Genomic DNA, 19879 nt, shown 5'->3' with positions numbered 1-19879 from the left:
CGTGTGCCTTCACCGCGTATCATCGCGGTTTCGTCTTCTTCAATGGACTGATCCCATGTTCCGTACCGCTCCGCGCGGCGTGCTGCTTGCCGCCCTGCTTGCTTCCGTATGTGCCGCCCATGCGGCTGCCACCTCTCCGGTTTCGCTGGCCGATGCAGCCGAGAACGCCTCGCTGATCGAGACGCGGCATTCAGAGGGTAAGGATGGCACCGTTACGTCGTTGAAGACGCAGTACTTCGCCAACGAGGAAATGTCGGTGAGTTGGGACGGCCAGCAGGTACTGGTGTTGTGCAAGGAAGCGGCCTATCTGAAGTTGCCTGCGGGCAAGACGGATGTCGGTTCGCTGACGACCGAGCAGCGGCAGATGATCGTCTACCAGGCACTGATGTCGGGATTGGGTGCGGTGGCAGGAGTGATCGGACCGGCGGGCGAGGTGGTCGCGGTCGCGGATGACGGCAGCGAAACCCGTGGTGTTGGCGAGAACACGTGGGCCTACGGTGTGGAGCGCCATGACGTCATCACTCAGCGCATGCCGGATGGAGCGCTGCGAGTATGGGCGCGCAAGACCGAGACCGTGAACAATGCCAAGCCCGCGTCGCCGGACGACATGTTCAGCACCGAGGACGACCAGGCGGCGAGACTGTCCGAGCTGCTACCGGTCGGCAGCTGGACCGAGGTGGTGATCCATGGCGGCCCGCGCCAGGCACAGGTGGATCCGGCGATGTCGCTGAAAGGATGGGTCTCGATGGGGGATGACCGTGCAGCGACCGTGGCGGAGGCCCGCACGCTGCATGGGTGCAAGTAAGGCGCCAGGGGCCGATTGCAGCCACCTCTGGAGTGGGTCTGCAGTGGTGCGCATCGTTCCATTGATGTGTGCAATATTCACTTGCGCGCCAGATTGGCAGGTCTAGAATGCGCCCCATGAACCGGATGCCGCTCCTGAAGTTTTTCACCCTGACCCGCGCAAGCGCGGAACGGGCGTGTCTGCCTAGAGCCCCACGAGGCCGTTGAAACGGCCATCGCTGGACCTTCGACAGAGCGCCCTCCGGGGCGCTCTTTTCGTTTCCGCAGTGCCATTTCGTAACCCGATGTACCGCAAGGAGAACGTGCCATGCACCAGATCGCCGAGACCGAACGCTAGCCGCGCGCCCTGTCGCCAACCGGGGTGCGCGGCCCCCGAAGTTGGCTTTGCAGGAACCTATTCATGAACACCCAGACCCTTTCCCGTCGCCGCAACCTCGGCATCATTGCCCACATCGACGCCGGCAAGACCACGCTGACCGAACGCCTGCTGTGGAAGAGCGGCGAGATCCATCGCGTCGGCGAAGTGCACGACGGCAATGCGACCACCGATTTCTCGGCGATCGAACGCGAACGTGGCATCACCATCGGCGCCGCCGCCGTGCAGGCGCAGTGGGCGCCGCGCGACCTGCCGGCGCATCGGTTGACGCTGATCGACACCCCAGGCCACATCGACTTCGCCATTGAAGTCGAGCGTTCGCTGCGCGTGCTCGACGGCGCCGTGGCCGTGTTCTCGGCGGTGGATGGCGTGCAGCCGCAGTCCGAGACCGTGTGGCGCCAGGCGCGCCGCCACCGCGTGCCGCTGATCGCGTTCGTCAACAAGATGGATCGCGTCGGTGCTTCCTTCGAGCGTGTGCTGGAGCAGCTGCACGACAAGCTGCGCGCGCGACCGTGGGCGCTGGGCGTGCCGCTGGGCAGCGAGAGCGACTTCAACGGCTGGGTCGACCTGGTCGATGAGCGTGTGCTGCAGTGGCACGACGGCGCTGCGGCGACGATCACCCCGTGGGACGACGCGGCGCGCACGCTGTGGCAGGCGCAGCGCGATGCGCTGGTCGAGGCCGTAGCCGACCACGATGAGGCACTTGCCGATGCATGGCTGGAAGGCCGGGTGATCGATGCGGAACAGCTGCGTGCAGCCATCCGGCGCGCAACGTTGGCCGGTGCCGGGGTGCCGGTACTGGCCGGCGCGGCGTTCAAGGACAAGGGCATCGAAACGCTGCTGGACGCGGTGGTCGATTACCTGCCATCGCCGCTGGATCGCCCGGCCGTGGTCGCTGAAAGCGAGGATGGCGAGGTGGTGCTGCCGCCGGATCCGGATGGTCCGTTGGCCGGCCTGTTGTTCAAGATCACCCACCAGCAGCACGGTGCGCTGAGCTTCGTGCGGCTGTACTCGGGCACCTTGAAGGTCGGCGATGCCGTGGCCAGTTCGCAGCATCCGCAGGGGCGGCGTGTGAGCCGCCTGGTGCGGGTGCAGGCCGACCAGACCCACGACATCGAACAGGCCGTGGCCGGTGACATCGTCGCGGTGCTGGGCTGGAAGGATGCGGTCAGCGGTGAAACGCTGAGCGGTCGCGCGCAGCCGCTGCGCCTGGAGAACATCCAGGCACAGGCACCGGTGCTGGCATGGCGGTTGGAGCCGGCGCGCGCCGCCGATCTGATCCGGATGGCGCAAGGGCTGGCCAGCCTGGCCCAGGAGGACCCGTCGTTCCGCGTCGAGACTGATCGCGATACGGCAGAAACCCTGGTCTGGGGCATGGGCGAGCTGCACCTGGAGGTGATGGTCGAGCGCCTGCGCAGCGAATGGAAGGTCGAGGTGGGCGTGGGTGCGCCGCGCGTGGCCTACCAGGAGACGCCGATGCGTGCAGTGGCCGGCGTGGTAGGGCGGCTGGTCAAGCAGACCGGAGGCCAAGGTCAGTTCGCGCAGGTGGTGCTGGACGTGGCGCCGCGCGAGGACGGTGAGGTCGTGTTCAACGATCGCATCGTCGGTGGCGTGGTGCCGCGCAGCTTCATCGCGGCGGTGGAGAAGGGCGTGCGCGCCGCGCTGTCGGAAGGCCCGCAGGGGCATCCGGTGGTCGGCATCGAGGTCAGCCTGGTCGATGGACAGACCCATGCCAAGGATTCCTCGGAAATGGCGTTCCATCGCGCCGGCGCCGAGGCGATCAAGGCGGCACTGGCAGAAGGCGGCACGCAGCTGCTGGAGCCGGTGATGGCGGTGACGGTGCATTCGCCCTCGGCGTCGGTGGGCGACGTGGTCGGCGACCTCAATCGCCGTCACGGCCGCATCGCCCGCATCGAGGACCAGGACGGTCGCGCCGAGGTCAGCGGATTCGCACCGTTGGCGCAGCTGGTGGGCTACACCACCTCGCTGCGTTCGCTCAGCCAGGGGCGGGCCAGCAGCGAGGCGCATCTGCACGGTTACGAGCCCGTACGCGCTGCATGAGGAAGGTGAAGGGAGTCCGTTCGCGGGCTCCCTTTTTTGTGTGGGCCTTGGTGAGGGCATCCACGCGTGGCCTGATTCTGCTGTGGGAGGCGTGATTCATTTGCACTGCAATGCAACAAAACTGCAGAAAAAGCTGGATTAAAGTGATGCCTCACGATAAATTGCGCACCCCCCGTTGCTCGCCGCCGCCCGCACCCCGCCCATGCGTGATGACAAAGACCCCGGAACCCTGGAGCTGACCCTGCCGCGCAAGCGCGGTCGTCCGCCCAAGTTCGGGTACGCAATGAGTGATGCACAGCGGGCTGCGCGCTACCGTGCGCGCAGGGCAGGGCAGGCCAATCACGCCGATGTGCGCTCCTGTTCGGACATGGTGCTGCTGGACAAGATCCGCGCTGCGGTGAGCGCCCGTGATACCGAGCTGGCCGGTTTTCTCGTCCACGTGCTGTGGCAGCGATACCCCCTGCAGCTGAAATAGGCCCTCGCCGGGGTGGCCCTTGTCATCGAGCTTGTTGATAATGCGGGATTCAGGTTGTTCCCGCTGGCGCGCCCGGGATGGCAGGCGCGCATGATCGAACGGTTCCCAAGATGACCACCACCAGCGACACCACCACCGAAGCAGCGCCGAGCGGTGCTCCCCTGTTCTACACCCGTCCGGTGCCGCTGCAGGCCGATGTGCACGCCGATCTGCGCGTCCTGCCGGGCAAGCTCGAGTTCGCCGCCGGCAACAACGCCATTCCGCTGGTGCTGGGCGAGTTCTCGCTGGCGCTGCACCACTTCCCGATCCTGTTCGCCGGCCCGACCGCGGTGCCGATGGCCGCCGTCGGCGTGTCGGAAGAGAACCTGTTCATCAAGGACGGCCTGTGGGAAGACGAGGCCTATGTCCCGGCCTACCTGCGTCGCCACCCCTTCATCTTCATCGACACCGGCGCCGACAACGACTTCCTGCTGGGCATCGATGAAGAGAGCCCGCGCGTGGTCAAGGGCGGTGACGAAGGCCAGCCGCTGTTCGTCGACGGCAAGGCCACCGACATGGTGCAGCAGGCGCTGGAATTCTGTGGCCAGTTCACCCGTGAGCACGAGCAGACCCAGGCCTTCTCCAAGGCCCTGATCGACAACGGCCTGCTGGTCGAGCGCAACGCCACCGTGCGTACCCCGGATGGCCGCGAGTTCAACCTCAATGGTTTCCAGGTGGTCGACGTCGAGAAGTTCGTTGCACTGCCGGAAGCGACCGTGGTGGAGTGGCATCGCAGCGGCTGGCTGGCGCTGATCCACCAGCACCTGATGTCGCTGGGTCGCTTCAATGACCTGACCCGTCGCCAGGTCGAGCGCCTGGCCGCCTGATCAGTTGGCAGGCATGGTTTCCGCAGTGCGGGAGCCATGCCAGTGCCACAGTACCTGCAGCAGTCGCCGCGCATCGATCCAGTCCGGCGCGGTGTCATGGCCGAGTTCCCACAGGTCGGCCGCGATCTCGGCCTGTTCGGCGGCGCCGCAGATCTGCAGTGTTCCCTGCAGGCGGTGCGCATGATGGCGCATCGCCCTTGCATCGCGATCCGCGAGCGCCCGCTCGATACCTGTCAGCTCGCCGTGGATGTCGGCCAGATGCGCGGGGCCCAGCGCCGCAACCGGGTTGGGCGATGCGTCGCCAGTGATGGGCGTCAGCTGCAACGCCTGCAGCAATGGCGTGACCTGCAGCGGCTTGGTCAGCATCGCGTCGAATCCGGCCTTGCGTGAACGCGCCACGTGCCTGCGCCCGGTGCGGGCGGACAGCGCCACCAGTCGTAGTGGCCCGCGGGCCTGGCCGCGCAGTTGCCGCGCCAGTGTGTAGCCATCCATGCCCTGCAGGCCGATATCCATCAGCACGACCGGGCGCGGGGCCCTGCTCTGCTCGGCCAAGGCGTCTGCAGCGTCGGCAACGGCATGCACGCTCGCGCCGAGCCGTCGCAGCTGCTCGGCGATGATCTGTCGGTTCAATGGATGATCCTCCACCAGCAGCAGGTCGAGGCCGGCAAGCGGGCAGCCGAGGGCAGCTTCATCCGGGACCACGACATCGCTGCCGGCGGGCTGTACCGGCAGGCACAGGGTGAAGCGGCTGCCGCGCCCCACGACGCTGTGCACGGTGAGGTCGCCGCGCATGGCGCGGGCCAGTTCGCGGGCGATGGAAAGGCCGAGGCCGCTGCCTCCGCGCATCTGGCCGCCTTCGCCCTGCTGGAAGGCGCGGAACAGGTGCCCGATGTGCCTGGTGTCAATGCCAATGCCGCTGTCGATCACATCCAGCACCAGCGCCCGGGGCTCGATTGGCGGCGCCAGCTGCACGCGCAGCTCGATGCCGCCGGCATCGGTGAACTTCACTGCGTTGCCGAGCAGGTTGTCGACAATCTGACGAAGCGCTTCGGCATCCAGTGCGACAACCGGTACAGGATCGGGGGTGCAGTCGAATCGAAGCTGCAGGCCCTTCAGCCGGGCCTGGGGCCGGATCGCGTCCAGCGACTGCCGGCAAAGCGAGGCCACATTGCAGGCACCTGCGCGTGGCCTGAAGCTGCCACCGGTCAGGCGCGAGAAATCCAGTGACCGGTTCAGCAGGCTGCGCAGCGAGCGCCCGGCGGCCGTCGCGGCCGCAAGCAGCTCGCGCTGACCGTTGGCCAGGGGCGATCGGCCCAGCAGATCGATCGACATCAGCATCGCCTGAGCCGAATTGCGCATCTCATGGCTGACCATGCCCGCGGCGCGGGCATCACGGCGGCGCTCACGCCTTGTGCGACGGGCCGCGACATGCCACAGGATCGGCAGACCGGCCAACAGCGCGGTCAGAGCCAGAAGCCAGTGCGGCGGCGGCATGCGCATCTGGTCGAACATGCGCTGGATCGAGGCGGGTAGTGCCTGACGGGCCCAGAGTTGCAGCAGGCCGGCATGCTCTTCCAGCGTGATGTCGTGCAGTGCCTGGTCGATGCGCGCCAGCAGTTGGCGGTCAATGCTGCGCACGATCAGGTACAGGTCGGTGGAGAATGCGCTCTCGAAAGGCTGCAGCTGCAGCGTGCCGCCGAAGTGGCGCCGGATCATCGGCTGCAGCGTCGATTCAAGGCCAATCGCGACATCAGCGACGCCGGTCTCGACAGCCACCAGTGTTGCGTGCCGGTCAGGCAGGTGCAGCAGGTGGAGCTCGGGGTGATGCACCTGCAGCCATTCGGCATAAGGCCCGCCATTGACGACGGCCAGTGTCCGCCCGTCCAGTTGCGCGACATCGTGCGGCAGGCGCCCACCGCTGCGGCCGGCCAGGACGGTCTTGCCGCCGCGGAAGGGAGCCGAGGCTACAAGGCCTGCGCAGGGTTGATGCAGCGGCCGTACTGCACCGATGACCAGCACCAGGTCGGCCTGTCCCTGGCATACCGCCGCCACCGATGCATCAGTGCTGGGGTAGGGATGTTCCGTGAAGCGCAACTGGGAGTGGCGTGCCACGAGCGTGGCGTAGCCGTGGGCGAGGGTGGGCAGCGGCGCTGTATCAGCCAATGCCGGTGGCAAGGGGCGCAGCGAGGGCGCTGTCGCCACGCGGACTTCGCGTCCCGCCGCCCAGGGCGGCGACGGCGGGTCCCCGGCCGACACCGTCGGCAACAGCAACAGGACCAGCAGCAGGGCGGGGATCGGGCGCGGGCGTTGGCGCCGACTCACAGTGACTCCAGTTGCTGCCGCATGGCGTAGATCTCCGCATCGTTGCGCAGGCCCAGCTTGCGTAGCGCGGCCTTCTTCTGCGTGCTGACCGTCTTGATGCTGCGATGGCGCTGCTGGGCGATCTCCGAGACGGTGAGGCCGGCCAGCAACAGGTGAAGCACTTCACGTTCGTTGCGGCTGAGGTCTTCGCTGTCCGCCGGATTCCTGCAGTCGGGGGGCAGGCGGTCCAGCCCCAGCGACACGCGCACGATCGCTTCGGAAAGCAGGGGCAGCGGCTCGGCCTTGCTGACCACGCCCCTGACCCCGGCGTCGATCAGCGGGCCGATGTGGATGCTGGGTGACAGGGTGGCAAAGGCGAGCAGGGGGATGGCTGGGAATGCCGCGCGCAGCAGTCCCACCAGCTCCATGCACTCGCGATCCCCGCGCGCCAGCGTCAGGTCGATGATGGCCACATCCACCGGTGTTCTTTGCAAATCCTGGATGAACGCATCGCTGTGCCCATGGCTGGCGACGATCCTGAAGCGGATGTCCCGGGACAGATGCAGTGCGGTCCCGCGTCGGACGACTTCGTGATCGTCCAGGAGTGCCAGTCGCAGCCGGCGCGGTGCAGGATATCCATTCATGCGCACAGAGGTGGTCAGCGCCCGCGGGCGTGGCGACCATTCTGGCGCTGTTGCCGTGTTGCACATCGAATTTGTTGGATTTTTGCGATTATTCCTAAGTATCGATCGTCAATGAATATTGAAGTCGGCAATGTTCATTGATGAGGGCGATGGACGGGGCGGTCAGGTCGATGCGCTGCGCGGCGTGTGTGCGGCGGGCGCCATCAGCACGGTCAGCAGCACGGTATCGCCCTGCGGGCCAGCATCGAGCGCGGTGGTCTCAAGCGCTTCGATCAATGCATTGATGCGGGCGAGGCGTTCGTGGTCGGCGCGGAAGGACAGGTGGCGGACCGCGCAGTTGCGGTGCGGTCCTTCAAAGCGGGCGGCTGCGTGGCTGGCGGCCGTGGCGAACGCGCGCAGGGTGGCGGCGACCACGCGCGTCGCCACGCGAACGAGGCTCCGCCGGCCGGCCGGGGTACGCACCGCATCGCGGGAGGACAGCCGTGCCGAGGCCGCCGCGTACACGGCTTCGGGCCGGCGGCCGGTGTCGCGGTGTTCGGTGATGCGTACCAGGCCGTGCTTCTGCAGGTGCGCCAGGTGGTGGTAGAGCGCGGTGGCGGGGCGGCCCAGGCGCTCGGCGAGTTCGCGGATGCTGGCCGGACCCTCCGCGTCCAGGCGCTGCAGTATTGCCATGCGTGTAGGCGAGGCCATCGCGGCAAGCTGGGCGGGTGTCAGCGTGAGCGCCGCCGGGGTGGCGCGGCTTGCGGCGGGGGAGTTCATAATTCAAACTATAGTCTAAATTTGAATTATATGGGCTCGGGAATGCGCACGGCACGTATCTGGATTGCCCTGGGGAGTCTGTTGCTGGCGGTGGCGGGCAGCGTCGCGCCCGCTGTTGCCACGGAAGTGGCAGGTGGCGATGCCTCAGGCAGCGCGAACGGCGCACTGAATGCGGCCGTGATCCAAGGCATCGACCGTGGCGTCGGCCAGGTCATGCGTCGCTTCAATGTTCCCGGTGCGGCGGTGATGGTCCTCCAGGACGGGCGCCTGATCCACGCCAAGGCCTATGGCCAGCGCGACAGGGCGCGGGACCTGGCGGTGCGTACCGACACGCCCTTCGAGATCGGCTCGATCACCAAGCAGTTCACCGCCGCTGCGATCCTGCAGCTGCAGGAGGCCGGCAAGCTCATGCTGGATGATCCGCTTGCCAGGCATCTGCCGGACGCCCCGCATGCGCACGAGGTGACCCTGCGCCAGCTGCTGTCCCACACCAGCGGCCTGCACGATTATTTCGACGGGCCCGAACAGGAGGTCGATGCGCTGGTGACGCAGCCCATTGCATTTGATCGGCTGGTCGCGCGCGTCCGCGATCGTCCTCTCGATTTCGCGCCGGGCAGCCGCTGGTCGTACTCCAATACCGGGTACATCCTGCTCGGCCGGGTGATCGAGGTGGTATCGGGCGAACGCTACGTCGACTACGTGCGCCAGCATCTGCTGGAGCCGCTGGACATGCGGAACACCTTCACCCTCGCCGATACGGAGCGACTGAATGGCATGGCAGTGGGGTACCGGCACGAGGCGGGCGTGCTGCGCCGATCACCCTATTTCCACCCGGACTGGAGTGGGGCTGCCGGCTTCCTGGTCAGTACGCTTGACGATCTCGCGCGCTGGGATCGTGGCCTGAGCGCGGGCAAGGTGATCAGCCCGGCCGGCTACCGTGAAATGACCACCCCGGTTCACACCGCTGAGGGCGGTAGCGCCGACTATGGGCTGGGGTTGTTCGTCAACGCGGCCTACGGCCAGGCCCGGATCGGCCATACCGGTGGCTCGCAGGGGTTCACCACCGCCGACGAGTACTTCCCCGGGCTTGGGCTGCGCATCATTGCCTTCACCAATCTGGGAGACAAGACGCCGGAGGCCGGAATCACGCTGACCAATGCGGTCTTCAGTGCGCTTCATCCCGCCATCGTCGCTGCGTGGAGCCGGCCTGCGCCTGGCGAAGAGGCTGCGGTGACGGCGCGTGCACGGGCGACGTTTGAACAATTGCAGGCCGGAAGCGGCTACGCGGACTTCAATGCGAGCCTGCGCGGAAAGCTGGAGGCGGGGCTGGGCGCTGGGCTGGCGAAGGCGATCGGGCCCTACGGCACGCCCTCCGCCCTGATCTTCAAGGGCACGCAGGCCAGCGAGAAGGGCACGATGTACCGCTACGTGGCCACGTTCGGCCCCGGTGTCTTCATGCCGTACATGATCCGCCCCGACGAAGAGGGCAGGGTCGCAGGGTTCGCGCTGGATTGAGTGCGGGGAGTGGGCCGGGCGGGGCGACCGGTCGATCAGCAGGTCTTGCGCGGGGGCGTCTGATTGCGAGGACTGCTGTCCGGCCCCGCCGATCCAGTGGCGCGGCTGCCGCTGATGGCGTGCTGCACGGCCCGCTGCAGCTTTTCGAGATGGAACGGCTTGGCAACGAACGGGGCGCCGCGATGCCTTGCCGGCACCAGCTGGTCATAGACCGCCGACACGAACAGATAGGGCACGCCGAGCTCGGCCAGCCGATCGGCAACCGGGAACACCACGCCGTCGCGCAGTTCGACATCCAGCACGGCGCCGTCGAACTGCCGGGTGTCGAGCAGCTCCAGCGCATCGAACACGCTGTAGGCATGCGTGACCTGGTCGCCCTCTTGCTGCAGTGCCTGTTCCATCAGGTTGGCCAGGTCGAACTGGTCCTCCACCAGCAGCAGGTTGCAGGTGTGCGGGCGGGATTCGGGATGCATGCCGGTGGTGCCTGTTTCACGTGGGGAACCGCAGTGTGCGGCCTGCTGCATCAACACCGTGGATGCGCGGTGTCAGCCCGGTGCGAAGTGCTGGCGTAGCGGCCGCGCAGCGCCGTAGCAGGAGGTCATCGCACCGACTGCGGCACCCGTCGCAGCTTCCGGGTGTCGTACCCCATCGCGGCGATGCGCTGCACCGCCTGCTGGTAATCGCGGTCCGATACCTGTGGCGTGCGTGCCATGTACCACACATAGTCGCGCTTGCTGCGCGCCACGATGGTCTGGCCATAGTCATCGGCCAGCCAGGCGATGATGTACTCGGCCTGGATCGGCCAGATGAACTGCATGCCCCACACCGCGCCGTTGCCTCCCTTTTCGACCCGGCCGATGGGATGCATCGACTTCTGTGGCGCCTCGAAGCTGCCCTTGCGATAGGTGAAGGTGGTCTGGATGCGCCCATCGGGCCTCAGCGCGTAGCTTTCGACTGCGTCGAACGCCTCGCGCTCAGGACGCGAGGGAATGTGGGCGATCACATACCAGTCGCCCATGAAACGCGGCACGTCCACCGATGGCGGGCGTGGCAGAGGCCGTGTGTCATTGGAGCTGCAGCCGGTGCCGAACAGGCCGACCGCCAGCAGGGGGAGCAACGAGAACATGCGCATGTCACACCTCAGCGGGGACGGAACAGGTAATGGGCCACCAGCCACTGCTGGCCGTCGTCGTAGCCGAACAGTTCGGCGCAGGCCATCCAGAACATGCGCCAGCGCTGCCACCAGATCCGTGCGGCCGCTTCGCCGTAGGTAGCAACCAGCACCGGCATCACGCGGTCGCGGGCCGCATCCTGGTTGGCCAGCCAATGATCGGCGGTGCGCTGGTAATGGGTGCCATCGATCAGCCAGCGCTGCTCCAGCTGCAGGTCGTGCTGGAAGTGCAGCAGGGTATCGGCGGCAGGCATCAGCCCGCCGGTGAAGAAATGCCGGCCCATCCAGTTGTCACCGCCGTCGGTTTCGAACGGATACATCAGCGTGCGATGCGCGAAGATATGCACGAACAGTGCACCTTCCGGCTTCAGCCATTGCGCGATGCGCGCGAGCAGGCGCTGGTAGTTGCGCACGTGTTCGAACATTTCGACCGAGACGCAGCGGTCGAACTGCGCAGGTGGCAATTCCAGCTGGTTGACGTCGCGGGTGAGTACCTCGACGTTGTGCAGCCCACGCGACGCACACTGCGCCAGGATGTGCTGGCGCTGGCTGTTCGAGTTGGACACGGCGGTGATCCGGGCGAGCGGATAGCGCTCGGCCATCCACAGGGTCAGCGAGCCCCAGCCGCAACCCAGCTCCAGGATGTGCTGGCCATCGGCCAGCCCGGCACGTTCGCCGTACAGGGCCAGCATTGCGTCTTCGGCCTGGTCCAGGGTCTCGTTGCCGGTCGGGTAGTAGCAACCGCTGTACTTCAGCTGCCTGCCCAGGCAAGCCTGGAAGAAGGCGGCGGGTACCTCGTAGTGCTGGCGGTTGGCGGCATCGGTATGCAGCGCCAGTGGGCTGTCGGCCAGTTCGGCGATGCGGCGGTTGAAGCGGGCCGACTGGCCCTCGATGCCGCCCTCGGCTTCCTCGTGCAGGCGCTGCGCGCACAGGCGCCGGATGCCGGCGCGCAACGCCGCATCCGGAACCCAGCCACGCTCGGCCCAGGCGATCAGCCCGCTCTCACCCGCTTCGGTGGGGTTCTGTGACGGGATCGCGTTCATGCAGCGTGCTCCTTGGAGGGGCGTGGGAACCAGGGGAAGAACATCGGGGTCGTGCGCTGGTAGTCGCGGTAGTCGTCGCCGCGGCTGCGCAGGGCCTGCTTTTCGGTGAACGGAATGCCGCTGAGGTAGCGCAGGAACACATACATCAGCAGCGGACCGGCCCAGGCCAGCCACCACAGCGGCGAGCCGACCGCCAACAGCACATAGGTGAACCAGTGCAGCCATTCGAAGAAATAGTTCGGGTGCCGTGAGTAGCGCCACAGGCCATCCCGGCAGGTGCGGCCCTTGTTGGCCGGGTTGGCGCGGAAGCGGGCCAGCTGGCGGTCGGCCAGCGCTTCACCCCCCACGCTGAGCAGCCAGACCCCCGCAGCGGCCACGATCCAGATCGACAGCCCGGGCCGCGGGTTGGCCGCCACCGCGACGAAGGGCAGGGCGAACAGGATGATCAGCAGGGCCTGGGCCATGAAGAAACCGAAGATCTTTCCCTGGTGGCCATGCCAGTGTTCGCGCAGGTAGCGATAGCGTCCGTCCTCCGCTTCGTGACGGACCCGGTGCCACAGATGCAGGGCGAGGCGGCTGCCCCACACGCCGCCGAGCGCGCCCAGTGCCACCCGTGGCATCAGCGCGCCATCGCCGAGCAACGCAAGCAACAGTGCAGATGCGCCGACGCCCTTGGCCCACAGCACATCAACCACCCCGATGTTTGTGTGGCGACGTTGCCAGGCCCAGCCCCAGCTCATTATCAGCACGGCGTACAACAGCACCCATGACAGCTCGATCATGACGGCGCTCCAGCGAGGGGTGGCTGTGGCGTGCCGAGCGATCCGCGCCGGGCACGGCTGCACAGCAGGGAAAGCGCGATGCTCCAGCCAACGCCAAGCACGACCAGGCCGTGCCATGCCGGCGCTGCGAACCGCACTGCGTCAAAGCCGCGCGCAGCAGAGAGGTAGGCCAGTGGCGCCAGCAGCAGGCCGAACAGCATCGGCAGCGCGGCGTGCCGCTGCAGGAAGCGCATCGAAGTGGTCAGCGTCATCGCGAACGCCGCCCACAGCGCCATGATCCACGGCGGCGGCGCCCAACCGAACGCGGCGGCGGCATAACGCACCGTGCCGCTGGCCGCTGCGCTGGCGTCGACCAGCCAGGCGCAGGCCAGCGCCCACGCCAGCAGCCGCAGGTCCAGCTTCGGCTGCGGCGAGGTGAGCAGTTGGCTGCCGATGTACAGCGACGCAGCCAGCAGTGCGGGCCATTGCCAGCCGCGACCGGCGCCGGCCACGGCGCTGAGCCAGACCAGTTGGTTGCCGAGCAGGTTGGTCCAGAAGCGGCTCATCTCAGTGCCCGCCGTCCGCATCCGTGATCGGCCGATGGCCGGGGCGCGCCAGCAACAGGTGGGATACACCGATCGAGCGTTCGAGGAAGCCGCCCTCGCAATACGCCAGGTAGAACTCCCACAGCCGGCAGAAGCGCGCGTCGAAGCCTTGTGCCTGCACCTCGGGCAACTGCGCCAGGAAGCGCTGGCGCCAGGCGCGCAGGGTCAGCGCATAGGAGTGCCCGAAATCCTGCTGGGCGATCAGCTGCAGGTCGCTGGATCGGGTCTTGGCCGCCATGATCGCGTTGATCGATGGAATGAAACTGCCCGGGAAGACGTAGCGCTTGATGTAGTCGACGCTGCGCCGGGCCTGTTCGTAGCGGTGATCCTCGATGGTGATCGCCTGCAGCAGGGCCACGCCGTCCGGCTTCAGCAGGCGCTGTAACGTGGCCAAATAGGTGTCCAGGTACTCGGCGCCGATCGCCTCGATCATCTCGATTGAGACCAGCTTGTCGAACTGGCCCTGCAGGTCGCGGTAGTCCTGCATCAGCAGGGTGACCCGGTCCTGCAGGCCGGCGGCCTGCACGCGTTCTGCGGCCAGCGCATGCTGTTCGGCGGAAATGGTGGTGGTGGTGACGTGGCAGCCATAGTGCGTAGCGGCATGCACGGCGAAGCCGCCCCAGCCGGTGCCGATCTCCACCACGCGATCGCCGGGGCTGAGCCGCAGCTGCTGGCAGATGCGGTCCAGCTTGCGCCGCGAGGCCGATTCCAGCGATTCGCTTTCATCGGAGAACAGCGCCGAGGAATACATCAGGTCCGGCGACAGGAACAGGGCGAAGAAGTCGTTGCCCAGATCGTAGTGCGCGGCGATGTTGCGGCGGCTGCCTTCGCGGCTGTTGCGGCGCAGGCGGTTCCAGCCACGCAGCAGCCAGCCGCCGACGCGGGCTGGGCCGTGTTCCATGCTGTCGAGCAGATCGCGATTGCGTACCAGCAGCCGTATCAGCGTGACCAGATCGTCGCAGCGCCATTCACCGTTGATGTAGCTCTCACCTGCGCCGACGCTGCCTTGCGCGGCAACCTTCCTGTAGAACGCCGGGTCGTCGATGGTGACGGTGGCATGCAGTTCGCCTCGGGCATCGCCAAGCCACACCTCGCCGAGCGCGTCACGCACGCACAGCCGGCCCGCGCGCAGCGGGGCGAGCTGGGCCAGCAGGCGGCGGCGCAGGAAGGCATCCAGTGCGCCCGGGCGCGGCAGCGCGACCGAAGGAGTCATCGAGTTCATCGCGGTTTCCCGGCAAGGTTGGGGTGGTCGTGGACGGGGTTGCGCTTCAGCCACAGGCGCAAGGCCTGCCAGTGGATGGCGGCCACCACCTGCAGCGTCATCAGCGGATAGCAGGCAAGCACCCGGGCCAGGCCAGGGCCATCCAGTGCGCGGCGCTGCATGGCCTGGGTGGCATCGAACTGGCGGACACCGTCGCGCCAGACCTGCATGTGCACGCGCAGGTCCTCGCCGGGCACGTTGAAGCGCCAGTCATAGCGGCAGTCCATCGGCATGAAGGGTGAGACGTGGAAGCCTTTGTCGAACTGCCAGCGCAGCGAGGTGCCTTCATGGGTGGCCGTGGAGATCGGCAGCACATAGGCATGCCGTTCCTTCCACGGGGTGTTGGTGATCTCGGCCACGATGCAGTCCAGGGTGCTGCCATCGGGCTGGTAGCAGTAGTAGAAGCTGACCGGATTGAATACATGCCCGGCAAAGCGCAGGTGGGTAAGAAGGCGCACCGGGCCGGCAGGCCGGAAGCCGAGCGTGGCCGCGGCGTGGTCGCGTACTGCATCGGCCAGTGGCCGCGTGGAATCACCAAAGTAGTCGCTGCGGCGGAATTCGGCCAGGTTGCGCCGATTGATCGACCACAGCCAGCGGCCAGCGAACACCGTATCGAGCTCGTCCAGGTCGAGCAGCAGCTGCGCGATCGGGTAACGGAACGCATGCGGGTGCGGGTGATGCCGCCGATGCATCACCTGCCCGAAATAGAGTGCGCTGGCGCTCATGCCGCGATCTCGCCGGCTGCCGGCAGCAGCCGGTGCGGCTCGCAGGCACGCAGCGCATCGACCACGCGCCGCGCACTGCGGATTCCATCCTCATGAAAGCCCCAGCCCCAGTACGCGCCTGCAAACCAGGTGTGGCGACGACCCTGCAGCTCGGGCCAGCGCTGCTGGGCCCGGATGGCAGCGTGGTCGTGCACCGGGTGGGCGTAGCGCAGCGTGCGCAGGACCTTGGCCGGATCGATCGCCTCACTGCGGTTGAGCGTCACCACCAGGGGCGTGTCACCGGGCAGGCCCTGCAGCAGGTTCATGCAGTAGCTGACCGTGCAGGGCGCAGACGGGTCACGCGGCACGTGCGCGTTCCATGCGGCCCAGGCCTTCCGGTCGCGCGGCAGCAGCGTTGCGTCGGTGTGCAGCACCGCTTCGTTGGGCTGGTAGCGGATGGCCGCGAGCACTTCGCGTTCGACGCGGTCTGCGTCACCCAGCAGCGCAAGCGCCTGGTCGCTGTGACAGGCCAGGATCACCTCATCGAAGCCCTCCACGCCGGCAGCACTGTGCACGCGCGCACCCCACGGCATGCGCTCGACCGAATGCACCGGGCATTGCAACCGCTCACGCACGCGCCAGCGGGCGCGCAAGGCGTCGACATAGCGTGCCGATCCGCCGCTCACTACGCGCCAGGGCGAGCGCCCGGTCATCTGCAGCATCTGGTGGTTGGCCATGAACTGGGCCAGGTAACGGGCCGGGAACTCCATCACCGAGCGGGTGGGGGAGGACCACAGCGCCGATGCCATCGGCAGCAGATGCTCTTCGATGAATGCCTCGCCATAGTGCTGGGCATGCAGGTACTGGCCCAGGGTAGGGCCTTCATCCTCGGCCAGCAGCAGTGGCGCGTCCCGGTAGAACCGGCGCAGGTCGGCCAGCATGCCCCAGAACCGGGGTGACAGCAGATTGCGGCGTTGGCAGAAAAGGCCGTCCAGCGAGGTGGCGTTGTACTCCACGCCGCTGCGCTCGCTGTGCAGGGAGAAGCTCATCGTCGTAGGTTGGGAGGCCACGCCCAGTTCGTCGAACAATGCCGTCAGCAGCGGATAGTGCAACGGATTGAAGACGATGAAGCCGGTGTCCACCGCCATCTGCAGACCATCCACCTGCACGTCGTGGGTATGGGTATGGCCGCCCAGATAATCGTTGGCCTCGAACAGCGTGACCTCGTGTTCGCCGTCCAGCCACCAGGCGCTGGCAAGGCCCGCAATGCCGGAGCCGATGATCGCGATGCGCATGTCAGTACCTCGCCTTGGCCAGCACCCACTCGGGAATCGGCTTGAGGCCCTTTACCAGGCCAAGGGCCGCCATCACGCGCAGGCCGTACCAGGTCAGGTCCACCTCCCACCAGCGGAAGCCCTGGCGGACGGTTCCCGGGAAGAAGTGGTGGTTGTTGTGCCAGCCTTCGCCAAAGGTAAGCAGGGCCAGCCAGAGGTTGTTGCGGCTGTCATCGCGGGTCTCGAAACGGCGCCGGCCGAATCGATGCGCCAGCGAGTTGATGGTCACGGTGGCATGGAACAGCACGATGGTGGAAATGAAGAAGCCCCACACCAGCAGCTGCGGTCCCGAGGTGTGCAGGCCCGGCGTCCAGCGCTCCAGGGCGGCGCCGAGCGCATACAGCGCTGCGGCCAGCAGTACGGGAACAGCAGTGTCGAAGCGATCCAGCCAGCGCAGTTCCGGGAAGCGCGCCAGGTCGGGAACGCGCGACAGATCCGTGGCGAAAGCCTCGCGGGTCAGGAACCAGCCCATGTGGCTGCGCCAGAAGCCGCCTTCACGCGGCGAGTGCGGGTCGAGCGGCTGATCGGCGTGGCGGTGATGGTGGCGATGGTGCGCGGCCCACCACAGTGGTCCGCGTTGTACGCTGGCGGCCCCGATAACAGCGAATACGAACTGCACCGGTCGCGACGCCTGGAAGGTGCGATGCGAAAAGTAGCGGTGGTAGAACGCGGTGATCGCGAACATGCGCACGGCATAGAGCGCCGCCGCAACGATCACTGCGGTCCATGACACGCCCACCCAGACCACCGCCAGGCACGCCACATGCATCAGTGCGAACGGTACCGCGCGCAGCCAGTCGATACGCCCGGGGCGGTCGACGGCGCCGTCTGCAGCACTGCCGGTGTCGACCCAGCGCTGCACTGTGCGCAGCAGGCGCCAACGGCGACGGGGGAGGGGCGCTGCAGAGGCCATGAGGGGTCTCGAAAGGGGGCGTGTGTTCTCTCTCTACGCAGCACGATGCCTACTGGATGCGTGCTTTCGCTGTTAGTTTGGCTTCACCTGGACGTCACGCCGCAACTGGCGACGAGTGGTTGCGCCCAGGCCTGCTGCCATTCGCTGGCGCTGCTTGCGCGCGCAGCAGCGGCGAATCGAACCACCACCTGCGGATAGCGGCCCCGTGCATCGCGCAGGTTGCTGGTGCCCTGGAACTCCAGTAGTCGTCGGTCGGTATCGGCATAGACCAGCTGCAGGCGCGGTGCGATGCCGCCATACCAGGTGTCGAGGCTGGCCTCGATCTGCTGCGCGGCCATCCCCTGCCAGCGCAGGGGGCCAGTCCGGCGAACCTGCACAGGGAAATAGCGCTGCCGCCCTGGAACCAGGAAAGGCAGCGAGATGCGCTCGCCGCGCATCAGCGCGGGCCAATGCTGGCGCACGGCGGTATCAAAGCCGGCATCGATCACGGCATCAGCGGGCAGTTCCAGGCGGCGCTGGCGCGATGGCGCATCGGCATCCTCCTTCCAGTCGATCAGGACACTGCCGCCGGCCACCTCGATCTGCGCCTTCTGGCCGCTGCGCAGATCATCCAGCGAATAGCCGCGCGCCTGCGGGCGGGATGTCGCGGGCAGGTGCTTGCGGGCGAAGGGGCGCCCATCCGGGCACTGGTACAGCACCCAGCGTTCGGCACCGTCGCTCGCGTCGCGCTGCCAGTGCACTTCGCGATAGAGCGCCTGCCCCTGTGCGGAGGTGGCAATGCCCTCGGTGCGCAGCCAGGGGGCCGCCAGCGCGGCATGGGGCAGGCAGAGCAGCAGCCAGGCGGCACGCATGGGGTTCATCCGGAGAGGGAGGTCAGAAGACATACGGCGCCGGTGGCCGCTCGGATGCAGCAGGTCGCCTGCATCCAATCGCCACCGGTGCGCGTACAGAGGACAGACCTTCACCTGCCCGCCGCGAACGCAGATGTACCCTGACGCCGCCAGCACTCTCCTCACCTTCGATACCGCACGCATCGTGTCCAGTTCCCAGCAGCCGAGCAGCGAGCCGACGAACTGGGCCGGTGACATGGACAGGGTCGCCCGCCTGCGCGACCGCGACTGTTTCATGCGGATCTACGACCATTTCATGCCACGGCTGTGCGTCTATCTGCGCGGCCTGGGGGCACCGGATGCGGTGGCCGAAGAACTGGCGCAGGAATGCCTGCTGCGGTTGTGGCTGCGCGCGGCCGACTACGATGCCGCCCAAGGGGCGCTGAGTACCTGGCTGTACCGGATTGCCCGCAACCTGCATATTGATCGGGTGCGGCGCGAGCGTAGCTGGCTGCAGGTGCAGGCGGCGGTGGAGGACGCGGCAACCCTGGATTTGGTCGAACGCAGCAGCGCCGAACAGTTCGCCGACCAGGCGTGGCTGCGCCAGCGCATCAACGAGCTGCCTGCCGTGCAGGCGCGATTGGTGCGGATGTCCTATTTCGAAGCCAAGAGCCACAGCGAGATTGCCGAGGCGCTGGGCATGCCGCTGGGCACGGTCAAGTCACATTTGCGGCGCGCGTTCCTGCAACTGCAGTCGAAAGTGGGAGGTGCGCCGTGAACCCGCACCACCATCTGCACGAATCCACGTTGATGAGCTATGCGGCCGGTGCACTGCCTGCCCCGTTGAGCATCGTGGCCGGCGCCCACCTGGAGCAATGTCCGCAGTGCCGCCAGCGCCTGCGCGACGCCGAGGCGATCGGGTCGGTGCTGCTGGAGCAGACGCAACCTGCCTCAGCCGAAGGTGACGCACGCCGGAGCACGCTGCGCGAGGCGATGCTGGCGCAGCTTGCCAGCGAGTCGCCCATCAGCCTGCCCCTGGCGGCGAGCGTGCCGCGGCGGGAGCGCCCGGAGGCCGATCCTGATCACCTGCCGGCGTCGCTGCACCCGTACTTCGGTGCGTCGCTGGCAGCCCTGCGCTGGCGCTGGATGGCACCGGGCGTGCACTGCATCCGCGCCGAACAGATGCCATCGCTGATCATGCTGAAGATCGCGCCGGGAAAGTGCCTGCCGATGCACAGCCACGGACGCAGTGAACTGACCCAGATCCTGCGCGGTTCGTACAACGACGCGCTGGGCCTGTTCGCGCCGGGCGATGTGGCGGACCTGGATGAGGAGGTGGAGCACCAGCCCGTCACCGCACCGGGTGTGCCGTGCATCTGCGTGTCCGCGCTGGATGCGCCGCTGGTGTTCAGTGGCTGGCTGGCGCGGAAGATCCAGCGTTTCGTCAAGCTTTAGG

The 19879-nt window shown here is 67.2% G+C and carries 20 protein-coding genes; 7 read left to right on the top strand and 13 right to left on the bottom strand.

Features of this window, described 5'->3' with window-relative positions:
- The first annotated feature begins 55 nt into the window (after positions 1 to 55).
- The 4 genes from AC5P7U_RS03805 to AC5P7U_RS03790 all read left to right on the top strand — a co-directional run bounded on the left by AC5P7U_RS03805 (position 56) and on the right by AC5P7U_RS03790 (position 4582).
- Positions 56 to 805, top strand: coding sequence for a hypothetical protein (locus AC5P7U_RS03805; protein ID WP_197562798.1), 750 nt, complete (start codon positions 56 to 58; stop codon positions 803 to 805).
- 399 nt (positions 806 to 1204) lie between these two features.
- Complete coding sequence (gene fusA, locus AC5P7U_RS03800; RefSeq protein ID WP_197562800.1) at positions 1205 to 3241, top strand: elongation factor G; 2037 nt, start codon at positions 1205 to 1207, stop codon at positions 3239 to 3241.
- A gap of 202 nt (positions 3242 to 3443) precedes the next feature.
- The gene (locus AC5P7U_RS03795; RefSeq protein ID WP_005409616.1) at positions 3444 to 3716 is read left to right on the top strand and encodes a hypothetical protein; all 273 of its coding nucleotides are present in this window, start codon (positions 3444 to 3446) and stop codon (positions 3714 to 3716) included.
- A gap of 110 nt (positions 3717 to 3826) precedes the next feature.
- Positions 3827 to 4582 (top strand): SapC family protein, encoded by a 756-nt coding sequence (locus AC5P7U_RS03790; protein WP_049458102.1) that lies wholly within the window; start codon positions 3827 to 3829, stop codon positions 4580 to 4582.
- Here the strand turns inward: AC5P7U_RS03790 and AC5P7U_RS03785 are convergent, their stop codons facing one another.
- The 3 genes from AC5P7U_RS03785 to AC5P7U_RS03775 form a co-directional block, all read right to left on the bottom strand.
- A complete protein-coding gene (locus tag AC5P7U_RS03785; RefSeq protein WP_495220798.1) occupies positions 4583 to 6904 on the bottom strand; it encodes an ATP-binding protein in 2322 nt (773 codons plus the stop codon). It abuts the gene before it with no gap.
- Complete coding sequence (locus tag AC5P7U_RS03780; RefSeq protein WP_495220797.1) at positions 6901 to 7593, bottom strand: LuxR C-terminal-related transcriptional regulator; 693 nt, start codon at positions 7591 to 7593, stop codon at positions 6901 to 6903. Before AC5P7U_RS03780 ends, AC5P7U_RS03785 begins: the two co-directional genes overlap by 4 nt.
- A 96-nt stretch (positions 7594 to 7689) precedes the next feature.
- Positions 7690 to 8286, bottom strand: a complete 597-nt coding sequence (locus AC5P7U_RS03775; RefSeq protein ID WP_197562804.1) for an ArsR/SmtB family transcription factor — start codon at positions 8284 to 8286, stop codon at positions 7690 to 7692.
- Between the two features lie 42 nt (positions 8287 to 8328).
- Between AC5P7U_RS03775 and AC5P7U_RS03770 the strand changes: the two genes are divergently transcribed.
- A complete protein-coding gene (locus AC5P7U_RS03770; RefSeq protein WP_197562806.1) occupies positions 8329 to 9801 on the top strand; it encodes a serine hydrolase domain-containing protein in 1473 nt (490 codons plus the stop codon).
- Between the two features lie 35 nt (positions 9802 to 9836).
- Here AC5P7U_RS03770 and AC5P7U_RS03765 read toward each other — a convergent pair whose 3' ends face one another.
- The 10 genes from AC5P7U_RS03765 to AC5P7U_RS03720 all read right to left on the bottom strand — a co-directional run bounded on the left by AC5P7U_RS03765 (position 9837) and on the right by AC5P7U_RS03720 (position 18444).
- On the bottom strand, positions 9837 to 10274 hold the full coding sequence (locus AC5P7U_RS03765; protein WP_197562808.1) for a response regulator: 438 nt from the start codon (positions 10272 to 10274) through the stop codon (positions 9837 to 9839).
- Between the two features lie 125 nt (positions 10275 to 10399).
- The gene (locus tag AC5P7U_RS03760; RefSeq protein ID WP_006445253.1) at positions 10400 to 10933 is read right to left on the bottom strand and encodes a lipocalin family protein; all 534 of its coding nucleotides are present in this window, start codon (positions 10931 to 10933) and stop codon (positions 10400 to 10402) included.
- Positions 10934 to 10941: 8 nt separating this feature from the next.
- Positions 10942 to 12015 carry an SAM-dependent methyltransferase gene (locus AC5P7U_RS03755; RefSeq protein ID WP_006445254.1) on the bottom strand — a complete coding sequence of 358 codons (1074 nt, stop codon included), beginning with the start codon at positions 12013 to 12015 and terminating at the stop codon, positions 10942 to 10944.
- Positions 12012 to 12797, bottom strand: coding sequence for a DUF1295 domain-containing protein (locus tag AC5P7U_RS03750; RefSeq protein WP_006445255.1), 786 nt, complete (start codon positions 12795 to 12797; stop codon positions 12012 to 12014). Before AC5P7U_RS03750 ends, AC5P7U_RS03755 begins: the two co-directional genes overlap by 4 nt.
- A complete protein-coding gene (locus tag AC5P7U_RS03745) occupies positions 12794 to 13342 on the bottom strand; it encodes a DUF2878 domain-containing protein (protein WP_197562810.1) in 549 nt (182 codons plus the stop codon). Before AC5P7U_RS03745 ends, AC5P7U_RS03750 begins: the two co-directional genes overlap by 4 nt.
- Position 13343: 1 nt before the next feature.
- On the bottom strand, positions 13344 to 14603 hold the full coding sequence (locus AC5P7U_RS03740; protein WP_006445257.1) for an SAM-dependent methyltransferase: 1260 nt from the start codon (positions 14601 to 14603) through the stop codon (positions 13344 to 13346).
- Positions 14600 to 15367, bottom strand: coding sequence for a DUF1365 domain-containing protein (locus tag AC5P7U_RS03735; RefSeq protein ID WP_197562814.1), 768 nt, complete (start codon positions 15365 to 15367; stop codon positions 14600 to 14602). The genes AC5P7U_RS03740 and AC5P7U_RS03735 overlap by 4 nt, the downstream gene beginning before the upstream one ends.
- Entirely contained in the window at positions 15364 to 16641 is a 1278-nt protein-coding gene (locus AC5P7U_RS03730) for an NAD(P)/FAD-dependent oxidoreductase (protein ID WP_006445266.1), read from the bottom strand. Before AC5P7U_RS03730 ends, AC5P7U_RS03735 begins: the two co-directional genes overlap by 4 nt.
- A gap of 1 nt (position 16642) precedes the next feature.
- Complete coding sequence (locus AC5P7U_RS03725; RefSeq protein WP_006445267.1) at positions 16643 to 17593, bottom strand: acyl-CoA desaturase; 951 nt, start codon at positions 17591 to 17593, stop codon at positions 16643 to 16645.
- Between the two features lie 83 nt (positions 17594 to 17676).
- Complete coding sequence (locus AC5P7U_RS03720; RefSeq protein WP_197562816.1) at positions 17677 to 18444, bottom strand: hypothetical protein; 768 nt, start codon at positions 18442 to 18444, stop codon at positions 17677 to 17679.
- 133 nt (positions 18445 to 18577) lie between these two features.
- Between AC5P7U_RS03720 and AC5P7U_RS03715 the strand changes: the two genes are divergently transcribed.
- Entirely contained in the window at positions 18578 to 19201 is a 624-nt protein-coding gene (locus AC5P7U_RS03715; protein WP_197562818.1) for a sigma-70 family RNA polymerase sigma factor, read from the top strand.
- Positions 19198 to 19878 carry a ChrR family anti-sigma-E factor gene (locus AC5P7U_RS03710; protein ID WP_006445271.1) on the top strand — a complete coding sequence of 227 codons (681 nt, stop codon included), beginning with the start codon at positions 19198 to 19200 and terminating at the stop codon, positions 19876 to 19878. The genes AC5P7U_RS03715 and AC5P7U_RS03710 overlap by 4 nt, the downstream gene beginning before the upstream one ends.
- Position 19879: the final 1 nt, after the last annotated feature.

Source organism: Stenotrophomonas sp. YJH_SMC_57 (genome assembly GCF_059369755.1).
This window is presented reverse-complemented; position numbering and strand designations above follow the sequence as displayed.

Excerpts from the sequence above, each read along its gene's own strand:
- AC5P7U_RS03715 (WP_197562818.1), top strand. The coding sequence starts at position 18,578 with ATGTACCCTGACGCCGCCAGCACTCTCCTCACCTTCGATACCGCACGC.
- AC5P7U_RS03805 (WP_197562798.1), top strand. The coding sequence starts at position 56 with ATGTTCCGTACCGCTCCGCGCGGCGTGCTGCTTGCCGCCCTGCTTGCT.
- AC5P7U_RS03750 (WP_006445255.1), bottom strand. The coding sequence starts at position 12,797 with ATGATCGAGCTGTCATGGGTGCTGTTGTACGCCGTGCTGATAATGAGC.
- AC5P7U_RS03790 (WP_049458102.1), top strand. The coding sequence starts at position 3,827 with ATGACCACCACCAGCGACACCACCACCGAAGCAGCGCCGAGCGGTGCT.
- AC5P7U_RS03720 (WP_197562816.1), bottom strand. The coding sequence starts at position 18,444 with ATGCGTGCCGCCTGGCTGCTGCTCTGCCTGCCCCATGCCGCGCTGGCG.
- AC5P7U_RS03770 (WP_197562806.1), top strand. The coding sequence starts at position 8,329 with ATGCGCACGGCACGTATCTGGATTGCCCTGGGGAGTCTGTTGCTGGCG.
- AC5P7U_RS03765 (WP_197562808.1), bottom strand. The coding sequence starts at position 10,274 with ATGCATCCCGAATCCCGCCCGCACACCTGCAACCTGCTGCTGGTGGAG.
- AC5P7U_RS03730 (WP_006445266.1), bottom strand. The coding sequence starts at position 16,641 with ATGCGCATCGCGATCATCGGCTCCGGCATTGCGGGCCTTGCCAGCGCC.
- AC5P7U_RS03780 (WP_495220797.1), bottom strand. The coding sequence starts at position 7,593 with ATGTGCAACACGGCAACAGCGCCAGAATGGTCGCCACGCCCGCGGGCG.
- AC5P7U_RS03755 (WP_006445254.1), bottom strand. The coding sequence starts at position 12,015 with ATGAACGCGATCCCGTCACAGAACCCCACCGAAGCGGGTGAGAGCGGG.
- AC5P7U_RS03740 (WP_006445257.1), bottom strand. The coding sequence starts at position 14,603 with ATGAACTCGATGACTCCTTCGGTCGCGCTGCCGCGCCCGGGCGCACTG.
- AC5P7U_RS03775 (WP_197562804.1), bottom strand. The coding sequence starts at position 8,286 with ATGAACTCCCCCGCCGCAAGCCGCGCCACCCCGGCGGCGCTCACGCTG.
- AC5P7U_RS03725 (WP_006445267.1), bottom strand. The coding sequence starts at position 17,593 with ATGGCCTCTGCAGCGCCCCTCCCCCGTCGCCGTTGGCGCCTGCTGCGC.
- AC5P7U_RS03760 (WP_006445253.1), bottom strand. The coding sequence starts at position 10,933 with ATGCGCATGTTCTCGTTGCTCCCCCTGCTGGCGGTCGGCCTGTTCGGC.
- AC5P7U_RS03795 (WP_005409616.1), top strand. The coding sequence starts at position 3,444 with ATGCGTGATGACAAAGACCCCGGAACCCTGGAGCTGACCCTGCCGCGC.
- AC5P7U_RS03735 (WP_197562814.1), bottom strand. The coding sequence starts at position 15,367 with ATGAGCGCCAGCGCACTCTATTTCGGGCAGGTGATGCATCGGCGGCAT.
- fusA (WP_197562800.1), top strand. The coding sequence starts at position 1,205 with ATGAACACCCAGACCCTTTCCCGTCGCCGCAACCTCGGCATCATTGCC.
- AC5P7U_RS03745 (WP_197562810.1), bottom strand. The coding sequence starts at position 13,342 with ATGAGCCGCTTCTGGACCAACCTGCTCGGCAACCAACTGGTCTGGCTC.